Raw genomic sequence first — 15,276 nt, 5'->3', positions numbered from 1 at the left:
ACCGAGGCCTTAAAACCATGTTCGGACTGGCTACTGATACCTTCCTGCTGCTCGACGCGCTGGTTACCATCGTCGGGCTGATCCTGCTGATCACCCACTTCAAGGTTCACCCCTTCGTCGCCCTCACCCTCGCGGCCGGCTTCCTGGGCCTGACTTCCGGCATGCCGGTGGACAAGGTCATGAAATCGTTCCAGGACGGTTTTGGCGGCGTACTCGGCTTCGTCGGTATCGTGCTCGCCCTGGGCACCATGCTCGGCAAGCTGATGGCCGACTCCGGTGGTGCCGACCAGATCGCACAAACCCTCATCCGCGCCTTCGGCAAGAAGAACGTGCATTGGGCGATGATGTTCGCCGCCTTCCTGGTGGGCATCCCGCTGTTCTTCGAAATCGGCTTTGTGCTGCTGATTCCCCTGGTGTTCATCGTCGCCCGGCGCTCGGGCGTCTCGTTGGTGAAAATCGGCATTCCGCTGCTGGCCGGCCTGTCGGTGGTGCACGGCCTGGTACCACCACACCCGGGCCCCTTGCTGGCGATCGGCATTTTCCACGCGGACATTGGCAAGACCATCTTCTACGGCCTGATCGTCGCACTGCCCACCGCGATCATCGCCGGCCCTCTGTTCGGTAACTTCATTTCCCGCTACATCCCAGGCAACCCGTCCCAGGAGCTGATGGACCAGATCGCCAAGGACTCCGATCAGGGCAACCTGCCAAGCTTCAGCATCACCCTGATCACCGTACTGCTGCCGGTCGCGTTGATGCTGCTGAAAACGTTCGCCGACGTGGTGCTGCCTGCCGAGCACATCGTGCGCCAGTGGATGGACCTGATCGGCCACCCGATCACCGCCCTGCTCGCCGCCCTGTTACTGGCCTTCTACACCTTCGGTTCGGCCCGCGGCTTCAACCGCCAGCAGATCATGAAGATGCTTGACCAGAGCCTGGCACCGACTGCCGCCATCGTGTTGATCGTCGGCGCTGGCGGTGGCTTCAAGCAAATGCTGGTGGACACCGGCGTAGGCAACGTGATCGGGCAGATGGCGGTGCAGGCAGAAATTTCGCCGATCATGCTGGCATGGCTGGTGGCGGCGGTGATCCGCATCGCGACCGGCTCCGCCACGGTCGCCACCATCACCGGCGCAGGTATCGTGGCACCGGTGATCGACCTGGTGCCGGGGGTGAACCGTGAGCTGTTGGTACTGGCAACCGGTGCCGGCTCGCTGATCCTGTCGCATGTGAACGACGCCGGCTTCTGGCTGGTGAAGCAGTACTTCAACATGACCGTGGCAGAAACCTTCAAGACCTGGAGCATGATGGAGACGATCCTGTCCATCGTCGGCATCATTTTCATCATGTTGCTGTCGCTGGTGGTGTGACCGTTGATCGGGGTAATGGCACCTTGACGTTCCGGGTAAGGCCGAAGAGAAGTATGAGCCTTACCCATACAGCAAAAGGAGCCTGCCATGCCCCGCTCAATCATCCTGTCGATTGCCCTGCTCGCCTCGCCGCTGGCCTTTGCTGTCGGCACAGGTCCGACCTACCCCGACGACCCGCACAATACGGCGCCACAGCCAGGCGTGGACAGCACCCTCAACCCGATCGAGAAGCCTTTGCCGCGGGACACCGACCCGCGCATACAGGGCAACGAACCGCAAAGCCCGCCGGCGAAGCAGAATGACAACCGCGATCTGCCGGGGATGGATGGCAGTGGGTCGGAAGGTACCGGCCGGCAAGGAGAAGGCAGCTCGGGCACAGGTAACCCCTGACGACACGGCCTGTACTACCACTGACGCTTGTCAGGCCGGGTCAGCCCCAGCTTCTCGATCCGGTAACGCAACATATCCCGCGACAACCCAAGCATCCGCGCCGACTTGGTCACGTTCCAGTCGGTGCGGTCTAGGGTCTTGCAGACGAGGTCGCGCTCCATGTCAGGCAGGCTTGTACCCGGTTCTGGCTCGTGCCGCGGCAGTTCGAACATGGCCGCCATCGGCTGTTGCGCCAACGGCTCGTCAACCAAGGTCATGCACAGGTTCAACTGATGCGCCTGCACCACCTCGTTCGGCGCCAGCAACACAGTCTGCTCCAGCATGTTGCGCAATTCACGCACATTGCCAGGCCAGCTATAACCGAGCAGCAGGCTTTCAGCCTCGGCCGAAAAGCGCAGGTTCGGCTTGCCATAGCGCCGGCTATGGTGGGCAAGGAAATGCCGCGCCAGTAGCAGGATGTCCTGCCCACGCGAATAAAGGCGCGGCACCTTCAGGGCGATAATGCGAAGGCGGAAGAACAGGTCACGCCTGAATTTGCCCTGCTGCACCATTTGCTCCAGGTTACAGTTGGTGGCGCTGATCACTCGCAGATCCACCTTACGTTCCTTCACGGCACCAATCCGGCGGATGCTGCGGTCTTCCAGCAACTTGAGCAGCTTGGCCTGCAGCACCAGGTCCATTTCGCCAATCTCGTCAAGGAACAAGGTACCGCCATCGGCAGCCTCCACCAGGCCTACGCGGCGCTCCTTGGCATCGGTGAACGCGCCCTTCTCGTGGCCAAACAGTTCGGCCTCAAGCAGGTTGGCAGGGATCGAAGCGCAATTGAACTCGATGAACGGCCCCTTACTGCGCGAACCATCGAAATGCAGGGCACGGGCCACCAGTTCCTTGCCAGTACCGGTCTCGCCTTCGATCAGCACCGGTGGCAGGTCGTCACTGGCCATGCGCCGTTCGGCATCGAGTACCTGGCGCAGGGTGTGCTTGAGGGTGAGCATCACTGGCGACTCGCCGATCAAAGCCTGCAACCCGGACTTCTGCGCCTCGCGCTCCTGGTAGAACGACAGCGTGCGCTCCATGCGCTCGGTAGCCAGGGCTTTGTCCAGGGTCAGTTTGAGCTCGGCCAATACCACCGGCTTGGTCAGGTAATGAAACGCGCCCTCCTTCATCGCCTGCACGGCATCTTCGACATTGCCGTAGCCGGTCATCATGATCACTTTCAGGTCCGGCGCCTGGGCCACCAGGGTACGTAGCAGGTCGTGCCCGCTCATGCCTGGCAACGAGTTGTCGGTCAGCACCGCGTCAGGTTGCGCCCGCTTTATGTGCTCCAGCGCCAGCTCCGCGCTATGGCACACGATGACTTCGTAGCCCTTGAGGCTGAGGTAGGTGCGAATGTTGTCGGCAAGGATTTCATCATCCTCGACGACCAGGATGCTGTGGTCCATGTTCCCCTCCCGCTGCAATATTGAATGTAAGGCTGACGCGGGTTCCTTCCTCTTCGCGGCTGCTCAGGCTGACCGAGCCGCCAAAACGTTCCATGATGCGTTTGACCAGGGCCAGGCCTACACCGAGGCCACCCTGCTTGGTCGTGAAGAACGGTTTGAACACCATCCGTTCCTGCTGTTGGCTCATGCCTTTGCCAGTGTCGGTCAGCACGAACTCGGCACGCAGGCCTTCTTGCACATTGACCTGGGCATTGAGCATCCCGCCAGCGGGCATGGCCTCCAGGGCGTTGGAAAACAGGCTGTTGAGAATCTGCGTGAGCTGCAGCGGCTGGCTGACCACCCATTGCACGTCAGGCCCTTCGAAATGGAAGCGCACGCCGTTGCGTTCGATCTGCCGGGCAAAGGCAAGGTGTGTGTCCTCGATGGCCGCTACCAGGTCCACGGCCTCGGGTTTGTCACTGGCCGGGCGCAACGACACCAGCAGGTCGCGCACCCAGCGCGACATGCGGTCGACCTGGCTGATGATGTCAGTGATGTTCTTCTGCGCAGCAGCGTTGGCGGTTTCCTGGGCAAGTTCGGCGCTGGAGCGTATGTTGGCCAGCGGGTTACGCATGCTGTGAGCCACGGCCGACGACATTGCTCCCAGCGCCACGTAGGTTTCGCTTGCCACCAGCCGCTCCTGCTGCAGATGCAGCATGTGCGCCGCACGGCGCACGATCCAGAACAGGCCGAAGTAAATCAACGCCCCACCCACCAGTGTCGAGGCCCAGATCAGCACATAGCCGCGCTGGATGCGCCGGATGAGGTCCTGCGGCTCCTTGTAGATTTCCACCATAGCCAGTACCTGCTTACCCTGGCTGTCGAACAGCGGGATGTAGTTCTCGATGAACAGGTAGCGTGGTGCGCGCTGGAACTTCTGCTCTTCGCGATCCTCGGCGGCCTTGTGATAACTGGCCGACACCGCCTTGCGCGAACGGAAGGCCCGCTCAAGATCGCCATCAACTTCTATCCGCTTGCCGATCAGCTCTACGTTGGTGGACCAGACAATGGTGCGGTCGCGGGCATAGACGTTGGCCAGCAAGGTGTCCGGCAGGTGCTCGACATGATCGAGGAACTCGATACGGGTCGATTCGGCCATGGCCGGGGTGAACTGCAAGTGCTGCTGGTCCAGCCGCGGGTCCAGCAAATCGCCCATGGTGCTGCCAGGCGGCAATTGCGAATGCCGCACTTCGGCCTGGGCCATTGCCTGAATGAACTGCGCTGTAAGCATGGCATCGCGCTCCACGCTATCGCGCACCACGAAGCGCGTCGACACATAACCAAGCCCACCTGCCACCGAGGCAATGATCAACAGGCTGATCACCGAAAACCAGCGCAGCAGGTTGAATTCACGCAAGGGTACGGCCCGTCCGCTGGCGGTCGCATTGGCCTTGTCGGGCGCTTCGTCTTCCAGCATCTGCATCGCGTGGTTCCCGCGCAGGGTATACGTTCAGAACTGCATCAAGGCCAATGGCAGCAGCCACTGGGTAGCAATCCACCTGGGCAGTCGCAGCTGCCATTTGTCGCGTGTCGCGCTTCACAAACTTCGCTGCAAAAACTTGGCCAGCAGAAAAATGCTAAATTAAAACCGTTATTTTTCAGCAGGTTGCCAGAACTTATTAAACGTGATCAGAGGAAGATCCCCCACATTTGGGTGATTTTCACCCAAAACCGTAAATCCTTTACATATCAACATCTTACTAAACTATATTGATGTCATTTGACGTACTCAGGCCAGTCGGAAGCTTAACGAAACCCTCGTGCCATGGCCTTCGCTGCTGCTGAGCCGGACCGTACCGCCGAAACGTTCCATGATGCGTTTCACCAGCACCAACCCCACCCCCAGTCCACCCTGTTTGGTGGTAAAGAACGGCCGAAAAGCCATACGCTGCTGCTCTTCGTTCATGCCCTTGCCATTGTCGGACAAACGCAAGGTCAAGCTGCGCCGGTTGTGACGTACCACCTCGATACGCAACCGCCCGCCCTGCTCCATCGACTCCAGGGCATTGGCGATCAGGCTACTGAACACCTGGCGCAGCAATACCGGGTGCCCCAACACTTGCACGGCCGGTAACGGTTGCAGGTCCAGGCTTACTCCGCCGCGCGCCAGTGGCACAGCGTAGGTCTGCAGGCTTTCCTGCAACGCCTGCGGCAAGTCCACCGCCAACGCCTCGTCGTTCAGCGGCCGCAGTGACTGCAGCATCTGGCGGATCCACTGCGACATGCGATCGACCTGGCTGATGATATCGTTGACTTGGCGTTGCGCCGGGCCTTCGTCGAACGCCAGGGCCAGTTCGGCACTTGAGCGGATGCTGGCCAGCGGGTTGCGCAGGCTATGGGCCACCGCCGAAGACACCTCACCCAGTGCCACGTAGGTTTCGCTGCTGATCAGGCGTTTCTGCTGCACCGCCAGCAGCCGTGCAGCGCGGTGCATGATGCCGTAAAGGCCGACATAGACCAGTGCAGCGCCGACGGTTATGGCCAACCAGATCAGGACCAGGCCATGCTCGATGCGTGCGATCAGGTCATGGGGCTCTTTATAGATCTCGACCATCGCTGTGACCTGCTCGCCATCGGCATCGAACAGCGGAATATAGTTCTCGATCAATAGCTGCCGGGGCGGGATGATGAACTTCTGCTCGGAGCGGGCCTGTTCGAAATTCTGGTAGCTGGCCGAAACCCGCATCTTGTACTCGAAAGCCCGATTCAAGTCTTCGTCGCCTTCAATCAGCTTGCCGATCAGTGCCGGGTTGGTGGACCAGATCACTGTATGGTCCAAAGCATAAATATTGGCCAGCAACATATCGGGCAGGTGAGCGATATGGTCAAGGAACTCGCCGCGGGCCTTGCGCCGGGCTTGCGGGTCGACGTCGGGCAAGTTATTGCGGTCTGTGCGCGGGTCGAGCAGTTCGCCCATGGTCCGCACATTGGGGATCGACACATGGCGCACTTCGGCATCGGCGATGGAGGTGATGAACTGTGCGGTGAGTAACGCATCGCGCTCGACGCTCTCGTCGATGATGAAGCGGCTGGAAATCAACCCCAACCCGGCAGCCACCGAGAGGATGATGGCTAAACTGACCCAGGCATACCAGCGCAGCAGGTTGAATGGCTTGCGCGGGGCGGCCAACTCGCTATCGGCAGGCACGTCAATAGTGTCGGAACGAGGGGCGACGTCCATAACGGACACCTCAGCTGGTCACCTTTAGAAGGTTATAGCCCAGGCTTGGGGAAACCATGGTATTAAATTGATGGCATCCGCCGAAGGGTATTTGACCCCTCCTCACTTCGCCTACCCGAAACAGCCTGAAGGTGGTGCAGACCCTGTGGGAATGCGTGAGCTGCAAGCCAGTCGTTACAAAGGCGAATCGTCAGCCAACCCTTGCAACTTGCGATACTCCCGCAACACCGTGGGCACATAGCGCCGGGTCTCGGCAAACGGCGGCACGGCACCGCGCCGCAGCACAGCATCCGGGCCGGCGTTGTAGGCCGCCACGGCCAAGGTGATGTCATTGTCGAACAGGGTGAGCATCTGCTTGAGGTAGCGTGCCCCGCCTTGCACATTGTCTTCCGGGTCGAGGCGGTCTTGCACCCCCATCTCGCGGGCGGTGTCCGGCATCAGTTGCATCAACCCCACTGCACCCGCCCGCGAACGGGCTTTGGGGTTGTAGCCGGACTCGGCCTTGATCACTGCATGCAGCAGCGCCGGCGGTAGGTTGTGGACACGCGCAGCCGTGGCGACTACCTCGGCGTAAGGGCGGCCGGTGATCATCTGCGCTTTGACCGGCCCACCCTGGGCCAGCGGCTCGTTGATCACCTTCTCGTAGTGTCGCCCGGGTCGATGGACATTGGTCAGTACGTAGCCACCCTTGGCATCGATTGAGATGTACACATCGGCCTGGGCAGCACCTGCCGCCAGCCAGATCAAACCAAGGATGAGTCCACGCATGCCGGTCGCCTCTTCGTCGTGGCCCCCGATGTGGGGGAAATGCCCCGGAAAACCCGAGGACAGTCACCACGACGCAAGCACTGTGCCGCTTCCTGTGCCGCATGACGCAAGGCCCCGAGGCAGACGTGCACGGCTGTTGCATGGTGCCTGTCAACGCTTGTTCCCATGCAGTGGAGGGTTTCACCATGCAGCGCAGAACCAACCCGCAACGTGGCTTCACTCTGCTTGAACTCCTGGTGGTCCTGGTGGTACTCGGCCTGCTGGCCGGCATCGTCGCACCCAAGTACTTCAGTCAGCTCGGCCGCTCCGAGGCCAAGGTAGCGCGGGCGCAGATCGAGGGGCTGAGCAAGGCCCTGGACTTGTATCGCCTGGAGGTCGGCCACTACCCCAACAGCGAACAAGGCTTGCAGGCGCTGGTGGTCGCGCCCAGTGGCGAGGCTCGCTGGACCGGCCCGTACCTGCAGAAGGCCGTGCCGCAAGATCCGTGGGGCCGCCCTTATATCTACCGGCAACCCGGTGAGAACGGCGGTGAGTACGACCTGCTGTCGATGGGCAAGGACGGCCAGCCGGGCGGCGATGGCGAAAACGCCGAAATCACCAGTTGGCAGTAAGGAGAGCGGCCATGCGCTACAGCCTCAAGGCCCTGGGTAGGCAGGGCGTGGTGCAGTTGCAGATCGACGCCGAGGACGCCGACCAGGCCCGCCGCCAGGCCGAAGACCAAGGCCTGCGTGTGCTCAGCCTGCGCAGCAGCAGCGGCGCCCTGCGCGGCATGGCCTGGCGCCGTGAGGCGGCATTCGACCTGGTGTTGTTCAGCCAGGAACTGTCAACCTTGCTCAATGCCGGCCTGCCGCTGATCGACGCACTGGAAAGCCTGGCGGAGAAGAGCCCGGCCGCGACAGCGCGCAAGGTGCTCGCCGAGCTGGTGCGCCAGCTGTACGAGGGCCGCTCGCTGTCCCAGGCGCTGGGCCAGCAACCGCGGGTTTTCCCGCCGTTGTATGTAGCGCTGGTGCAGTCCAGCGAACGCACCGGTGCTCTGGGCGACGCCCTCACCCGCTATATCAGCTATCGTCAGCGCCTGGACCTGGTCCGGCAGAAGCTGGTGGGTGCCTCGGTCTACCCGTTACTGCTGTTGCTGGTGGGAGGCGGTGTGGTGCTGTTCCTGCTCGGATATGTGGTGCCGCGTTTCAGCCAGGTGTTCGAGGGCATGGGCACCGAGCTACCCTGGCTGTCACGGGTGCTGATGCAGGTCGGCCTGTTTCTGCATGCCCAGCAAGCGCCACTGGCGCTGGGCACCGTCGGTGGGGTCGCGGCGCTTTGGCTGCTACGCCGGCACCCGCGTGTACGCTATTGGGCCTCCTGCCAACTGCGGCGTCTGCCCACACTGCACCAGCGCCTGATGATGTACGAGCTGGCGCGTTTCTATCGCTCGCTGGGCATTCTGCTGCAAGGCGGCATCCCCATCCTCACCGCCATGGGCATGGCCCGCGGCCTGCTCGGCAACGCAGCAGCGCAGGGCCTGGAGCAGGCCAGCCAGCGCGTGGGCGAAGGGCTGCCCCTTTCCGATGCACTGGCCGCTGGGCACCTGGTGACGCCGGTATCCCTGCGCCTGCTGCGCGCTGGCGAGCAGTCTGGCAACCTGGGCGAGATGCTGGAGCGCTGCGCCGACTTCCATGACCAGGAAATCGGCCGCTGGGTGGAATGGTTCGTCAAACTGTTCGAACCGCTGCTGATGACCTTCATCGGCCTGCTGATCGGCCTGATCGTGATCCTTATGTACATGCCGATATTCGAGCTGGCCTCAAGTATTCACTGAATGGCCAGGCCCAGGCTTTCGCGTAACCCGGAGCCCGCGCAGGCGGTGTTCTGCGCCCAACCCTGGCCGCCATCGATAGTTGATCCCCACTTATCATTCAGCGTGATATTAACCTTCGTCCCGTTCGATTCGTGCCTCGCGCGCAACACACTCACACTCCGCCCACTACTAATACTTTGGCGGAGTTCTCCATGGAACAATCACTCAAACCTTTGCGCTTCCCCCTCGCTGCCCTGGCAGTGGTGGTGATCAGCGCTTGCGGTCGAACCCCCGACGCCGTGCAGGCTCCCGCCGCGCCCAAGGTAAGTGTGGCTAAGGTGATCGAACAACCGATCACCGAATGGGACGAGTTCACCGGCCGCCTCGAAGCCCCGGAAACCGTCGAAGTGCGCCCGCGGGTCTCCGGCCAGATCGACCAGGTCGCCTTCACCGAAGGCGCCCAGGTCAAGAAAGGCGACCTGCTGTTCCAGATCGACCCGCGCCCGTTCCAGGCTGAAGTCCGCCGCCTCGAAGCCCAACTGCAACAGGCCAAGGCCACCGCCATCCGCAGCGCCAACGAAGCCCGCCGTGGCGAGCGCCTGCGTGATAGCAACGCCATCTCCGCCGAACTGGCCGAATCGCGCAGCAGTGCCGCCGCCGAAGCCCGTGCCGGCGTCGATGCGATCCAGGCCCAGCTCGACCTGGCACGCCTGAACCTCAGCTTCACCCGCGTCACCGCGCCCATCAGCGGCCGTGTCAGCCGCGCCGAGTTCACCGCCGGCAACATCGTTACCGCCGATGTCACCCCGCTGACCAGTGTGGTGTCCACCGACAAGGTCTACGCCTACTTCGACGCCGACGAGCGCGTGTACCTCAAGTACACCCAGCTGGCCCGTGAAGGCCAGCGGAGCCAGAGCACCCCGGTATACCTGGGCCTGACCAACGAAAGCGGCAACCCGCATCTGGGCCAGATGAACTTCGTCGACAACCAGGTCAACCCGCGCACCGGCACCATCCGCGGCCGCGCGGTATTCGACAACAGCAACGGCCAGTTCACCCCGGGCCTGTATGCGCGCCTGAAGCTGGTCGGCAGCGCCCAGTACGACGCCATGCTGATCAACGACGAAGCCGTGGGTACCGACCTTGGCAAGAAGTTTGTGCTGGTCATGGACAAGGACAACAAAGCCACCTATCGCGCCGTGGAACTGGGGCCAAAGCTGGAAGGCTTGCGCATCGTGCGCAGCGGCCTGGGCAAGGACGACCGCATCGTGGTCAAGGGCCTGCAGCGCGTGCGCCCTGGTTCGCCGGTAACCCCGGAAGAAACACAGATGGCCAGCGAGCAAACCCTCGCCGCCCTCGCCCAGCAGCGTCAGGCCCTGGAGGCCAGCAACCCGGCGCCGAAGGTGGCGGGCAACAACGTGAAAGTCGCCAGCGCCCAGGCGCCACGCGGTTAAGGGACCCTACCGATGAACTTCTCGAAATTCTTCATTACCCGGCCGATCTTTGCCGCGGTGCTGTCGCTGGTGCTGCTGATCGCGGGTTCTATCTCGCTGTTCCAGCTGCCGATCAGCGAATACCCCGAAGTGGTACCGCCCACCGTGGTGGTGCGCGCCAACTTCCCCGGCGCCAACCCCAAGGTCATCGGTGAAACCGTTGCCGCGCCACTGGAGCAGGCCATTACCGGTGTGGAGAACATGCTGTACATGTCCTCCCAATCCACTGCGGACGGCAAGCTGACGCTGACTATCACCTTCGCCCTGGGTACCGATCTGGACAACGCCCAGGTGCAGGTGCAGAACCGCGTGACCCGCACCCAGCCCAAGCTGCCCGAGGAAGTGACCCGTATCGGTATCACCGTCGACAAGGCCTCGCCTGACCTGACCATGGTCGTGCACCTGACCTCGCCGGACAACCGCTACGACATGCTCTACCTGTCCAACTACGCCATCCTCAACATCAAGGACGAACTGGCGCGCCTGGGCGGCGTAGGCGACGTGCAGCTGTTTGGCATGGGCGACTACTCGCTGCGCGTCTGGCTGGACCCGAACAAGACCGCTTCGCGCAACCTGACGGCCAGTGATGTGGTCGCGGCAATCCGCGAGCAGAACCGCCAGGTGGCAGCCGGCCAGCTGGGCGCGCCGCCTGCCCCAGGCTCGACCAGTTTCCAGCTGTCGATCAATACCCAGGGCCGTCTGGTCAACGAGGAAGAGTTCGAAAACATCATCATCCGCGCCGGTGCCGATGGCGAGATCACCCGCCTGAAAGATATCGCCCGGGTCGAACTCGGCTCCAGCCAGTACGCCCTGCGCTCGCTGCTGAACAACCAGCCGGCGGTGGCCATCCCGATCTTCCAGCGCCCAGGCTCCAACGCCATCGAGATCTCCGACGAAGTGCGGGCGAAAATGGCCGAGCTGAAAAAGGACTTCCCGGAAGGGATGGACTACAGCATCGTCTATGACCCGACCATCTTCGTGCGCGGCTCCATCGAAGCGGTGGTGCACACCCTGTTCGAAGCCCTGGTGCTGGTGGTGCTGGTGGTGATCCTGTTCCTGCAGACCTGGCGCGCCTCGATCATCCCGCTGCTGGCTGTGCCGGTCTCGCTGATCGGTACCTTCGCGGTCATGCACCTGTTCGGTTTTTCCCTCAACGCGCTGTCGTTATTCGGGCTGGTGCTTGCCATCGGTATTGTGGTGGACGATGCCATCGTCGTGGTGGAGAACGTCGAACGTAACATCGGGCTGGGCCTCAAACCGCTGGAAGCCACGCAAAAAGCCATGAGCGAAGTGACCGGGCCGATCATCGCCACCGCCCTGGTGCTGTGCGCGGTGTTCGTACCTGCAGCGTTCATTTCCGGCCTGACCGGGCAGTTCTACAAGCAGTTCGCCCTGACCATCGCCATCTCGACCGTCATTTCGGCGTTCAACTCGCTGACCCTGTCGCCAGCCTTGGCCGCGGTGCTACTCAAGGACCATCACGCCCCCAAGGACCGTTTCTCACGGTTCCTCGACAAGCTGCTGGGCAGCTGGCTGTTCTCCCCTTTCAACCGCTTCTTCGACCGGGCCAGCCACAGCTACGTCGGTGGCGTGCGCCGCGTCATCCGCTCCAGCGGCATCGCCCTGTTCGTGTATGCCGGCCTGATGGGCCTGACCTACCTCGGCTTCTCGTCCACGCCGACCGGTTTCGTGCCGGCCCAGGACAAGCAGTACCTGGTGGCCTTCGCCCAGCTGCCGGACGCGGCCAGCCTCGACCGTACCGAAGCGGTGATCAAGCGCATGAGCGAAATCGCCCTCAAGCAGCCTGGCGTGGCCGACTCGGTAGCCTTCCCGGGCCTGTCGATCAACGGTTTCACCAACAGCCCTAACAGCGGCATCGTGTTCACCCCGCTCAAGCCATTCGATGAGCGCAAGGACCCGAGCCAGTCGGCGGCAGCCATCGCAGCCGCGCTGAATGCCCAGTTCGCCGACATCCAAGACGCTTACATCGCGATCTTCCCACCGCCGCCGGTACAGGGCCTGGGCACGATTGGCGGCTTCCGTCTGCAAATCGAAGACCGTGGCAACCTGGGTTACGAAGCGCTGTACAAGGAAACCCAGAACATCATCGCCAAGAGCCACAATGTCCCGGAGCTGGCAGGCCTGTTCACCAGCTACCAGGTCAACGTGCCACAAGTCGATGCCGCCATCGACCGGGAAAAGGCCAAGACCCACGGTGTGGCGATCACCGACATCTTCGACACCCTGCAGGTTTACCTGGGCTCGCTGTACACCAACGACTTCAACCGCTTTGGCCGCACTTACCAGGTCAACGTCCAGGCCGAGCAGCAGTTCCGCCTTGATGCCGAGCAGATCGGCCAACTGAAGGTGCGCAACAACCTTGGCGAGATGATCCCGCTGGCGACCTTCCTCAAGGTCAGCGACACCTCCGGGCCGGACCGGGTCATGCACTATAACGGCTTCATCACTGCCGAGATCAACGGCGCTGCCGCCCCGGGCTACAGCTCTGGTCAGGCGGAAGCTGCGATCGAGAAGTTGCTGAAAGAGGAACTGCCCAACGGCATGACCTTCGAGTGGACCGACCTGACCTACCAGCAGATCCTCTCGGGCAATACCGCATTGCTGGTGTTCCCGCTGTGCGTGCTGCTGGCGTTCCTGGTGCTGGCCGCCCAGTACGAAAGCTGGAGCCTGCCGCTGGCGGTGATCCTGATCGTGCCGATGACCCTGCTGTCGGCCATCACCGGTGTGATCGTATCGGGTGGCGACAACAACATCTTCACCCAGATCGGCCTGATCGTACTGGTTGGCCTGGCGTGCAAGAACGCGATCCTGATCGTCGAGTTCGCCAAGGACGAACAGGCCAAGGGCCTCGATCCGCTGGCTGCGGTGCTGGAAGCCTGCCGCCTGCGTCTGCGGCCGATCCTGATGACCTCGATCGCCTTCATCATGGGTGTGGTGCCCCTGGTGTTCAGCTCCGGTGCAGGTTCGGAAATGCGCCATGCCATGGGTGTGGCGGTGTTCTCGGGGATGATCGGCGTGACCGTGTTCGGCCTGTTCCTGACCCCGGTGTTCTTCTTCCTGATCCGCCGTTTCGTCGAGCGTCGCCAGGCCCGCAAGGCTGAACACGCTCAAGTGCTGGAGAACCATGCATGAACCTGCTCAAACCCTTGACCCCAAGCCTGCTGGCACTGGCCCTGGCGGCCTGTGCGGTAGGCCCGGACTACCAGGCGCCAGCCACCGAACCTGCACAACTGGGCAGCGATGTGCAGGCCAAGGCCTACGACCGTAGCCGCTTCGAGAGCCTGTGGTGGAAGCAGTTCGACGACCCGGTGCTGAACCAGCTGGTGCAGGCTTCGCTGGACGGCAACCGTGACTTGCGCGTGGCTTTCGCCCGCCTGAAGTCCGCTCGCTCGATTCGAGAAGATGCCGAGAACGACCCGTTCCCGGTGGTTACCAGCCGTGCCAGCAGCGACATCGGTAAGGGTCAGATCCCCGGCCAGACCACCGAACGGGTCAATAGTGAGCGCTACGACCTGGGCCTGGACATGGCCTGGGAACTTGACCTGTTCGGGCGCATCCAGCGCCAGATCGAAGCCAGCGAAGCCCAGGAAGCAGTGGCCGCCGCCGACCTGCAACAGTTGCAGGTCAGCCTGATCGCCGAACTGGTCGATGCCTACGGGCAGCTGCGCGGTGCCCAGTTGCGCGAGAAGATCGCCCTGGCCAACCTGAAGACCCAGCAGGAATCGCGCACCATCACCGAAACCCTGCGCGATGCGGGCGTGGGCAATGACCTCGACGTGGTGCGCGCCGATGCGCGCCTGGCCGGGGTCGAAGCCACCGTGCCGCAACTGCAAGCCGAACAGGCACGAGCGCGGCATCGCATCGCCACCCTGCTCGGCCAGCGCCCTGACGCGCTCAGCGTAGACCTGTCGCCCAAGGCCCTGCCGGCCATCGCCAAGGCGCTGCCGGTCGGTGACCCGGGTGAGCTGCTGCGCCGCCGCCCGGACATCCGCAGCGCCGAGCGCCAGCTGGCGGCCGCCACCGCCAACGTTGGCGTGGCCACCGCCGACCTGTTCCCCCGCGTCAGCCTCAGTGGCTTCCTCGGCTTTACCGCCGCACGCGGCTCGCAGATCGGCTCGTCGGCGGCCAACGCCTGGGCGCTGGGCCCGAGCATCACCTGGGCGGCCTTCGACCTGGGCAGCGTGCGGGCCCGCCTGCGCGGCGCCAAGGCCGATGCCGAAGGGGCACTGGCCAACTACGAACAGCAGGTGCTGCTGGCACTGGAAGAGTCGGCCAACGCCTTCAGCGATTACGACAAGACCCAGCAGCGTCTGCTGTCGCTGATGCGCCAGAGCGACGCCAGCCGCAAGGCTGCAGAACTGGCCTCGATTCGATATCGCGAGGGTACCGTGGACTACCTGGTACTGCTCGATGCCGAACGTGAGCGGCTAAGTGCTGAAGATGCACAAGCTCAGGGTGAAGTCGACCTTTATCGCGGCATCGTTTCGATCTACAAGGCCCTGGGTGGCGGCTGGCAACCGGAGACAGTGGCCAGCGCACACTGATTCCACTGTCTCAACGACTCCTTTGGTTGGCTCCTCCCCCAACCGTTTGCCCCGCAGGCCATGGCCCGCGGGGCTTTTTTATGTTTGCCATCGTATTCACCCCAATACGCAGTGCATGGAATGCCACCTCAGGCCTGGCGCCAGGCGAGCGGCGTGCCCGGTTCGGTTGCATTTACCCCCCGGCTGGCCCAAGCTCTGCCCTTCCCGCCCCCACGGATCGTCCGATGCCCCGACGC

General features: G+C 62.8%; 11 protein-coding genes. 7 read left to right on the top strand and 4 right to left on the bottom strand.

Annotated features, from left to right (window positions below):
• Window positions 1–17 precede the first annotated feature (17 nt).
• Window positions 18–1,370 carry a GntP family permease gene (locus tag QYE47_RS22210; protein ID WP_014590833.1) on the top strand — a complete coding sequence of 451 codons (1,353 nt, stop codon included), beginning with the start codon at window positions 18–20 and terminating at the stop codon, window positions 1,368–1,370.
• 87 nt (window positions 1,371–1,457) lie between these two features.
• On the top strand, window positions 1,458–1,760 hold the full coding sequence (locus tag QYE47_RS22205; RefSeq protein ID WP_014590832.1) for a hypothetical protein: 303 nt from the start codon (window positions 1,458–1,460) through the stop codon (window positions 1,758–1,760).
• Window positions 1,761–1,774: 14 nt separating this feature from the next.
• Here QYE47_RS22205 and QYE47_RS22200 read toward each other — a convergent pair whose 3' ends face one another.
• The 4 genes from QYE47_RS22200 to QYE47_RS22185 all read right to left on the bottom strand — a co-directional run bounded on the left by QYE47_RS22200 (window position 1,775) and on the right by QYE47_RS22185 (window position 7,190).
• Entirely contained in the window at window positions 1,775–3,202 is a 1,428-nt protein-coding gene (locus QYE47_RS22200; protein WP_014590831.1) for a sigma-54 dependent transcriptional regulator, read from the bottom strand.
• On the bottom strand, window positions 3,171–4,664 hold the full coding sequence (locus QYE47_RS22195; protein ID WP_014590830.1) for a HAMP domain-containing sensor histidine kinase: 1,494 nt from the start codon (window positions 4,662–4,664) through the stop codon (window positions 3,171–3,173). The genes QYE47_RS22200 and QYE47_RS22195 overlap by 32 nt, the downstream gene beginning before the upstream one ends.
• 306 nt (window positions 4,665–4,970) lie before the next feature.
• Window positions 4,971–6,422: a HAMP domain-containing sensor histidine kinase gene (locus QYE47_RS22190; protein WP_014590829.1), complete on the bottom strand. Its 1,452-nt coding sequence runs from the start codon at window positions 6,420–6,422 to the stop codon at window positions 4,971–4,973.
• Window positions 6,423–6,596: 174 nt separating this feature from the next.
• Entirely contained in the window at window positions 6,597–7,190 is a 594-nt protein-coding gene (locus tag QYE47_RS22185) for a lytic transglycosylase domain-containing protein (protein ID WP_014590828.1), read from the bottom strand.
• Window positions 7,191–7,375: 185 nt separating this feature from the next.
• Here QYE47_RS22185 and gspG point away from each other — a divergent pair, with 185 nt between their 5' ends.
• The 5 genes from gspG (at window position 7,376) to QYE47_RS22160 (ending at window position 15,040) form a co-directional block, all read left to right on the top strand.
• The gene (gspG, locus tag QYE47_RS22180; RefSeq protein WP_003253843.1) at window positions 7,376–7,801 is read left to right on the top strand and encodes a type II secretion system major pseudopilin GspG; all 426 of its coding nucleotides are present in this window, start codon (window positions 7,376–7,378) and stop codon (window positions 7,799–7,801) included.
• An 11-nt stretch (window positions 7,802–7,812) separates the two neighbouring features.
• Entirely contained in the window at window positions 7,813–9,003 is a 1,191-nt protein-coding gene (locus tag QYE47_RS22175; RefSeq protein ID WP_014590827.1) for a type II secretion system F family protein, read from the top strand.
• 191 nt (window positions 9,004–9,194) lie between these two features.
• Entirely contained in the window at window positions 9,195–10,436 is a 1,242-nt protein-coding gene (mexE, locus tag QYE47_RS22170; protein ID WP_003253847.1) for a multidrug efflux RND transporter periplasmic adaptor subunit MexE, read from the top strand.
• A gap of 12 nt (window positions 10,437–10,448) precedes the next feature.
• Window positions 10,449–13,628: an efflux RND transporter permease subunit gene (locus QYE47_RS22165; RefSeq protein ID WP_003253849.1), complete on the top strand. Its 3,180-nt coding sequence runs from the start codon at window positions 10,449–10,451 to the stop codon at window positions 13,626–13,628.
• Window positions 13,625–15,040 (top strand): efflux transporter outer membrane subunit, encoded by a 1,416-nt coding sequence (locus QYE47_RS22160; RefSeq protein ID WP_014590826.1) that lies wholly within the window; start codon window positions 13,625–13,627, stop codon window positions 15,038–15,040. The genes QYE47_RS22165 and QYE47_RS22160 overlap by 4 nt, the downstream gene beginning before the upstream one ends.
• The last annotated feature ends 236 nt before the right edge of the window (window positions 15,041–15,276 follow it).

This window comes from Pseudomonas sp. 2,4-D, assembly GCF_030418155.1.
In the GTDB taxonomy this organism is placed as follows: Bacteria; Pseudomonadota; Gammaproteobacteria; order Pseudomonadales; family Pseudomonadaceae; genus Aquipseudomonas; species Aquipseudomonas alloputida.
The sequence above is the reverse complement of the archived record's forward strand: the minus strand, read 5'-3'. Positions and strand labels throughout refer to the sequence as shown.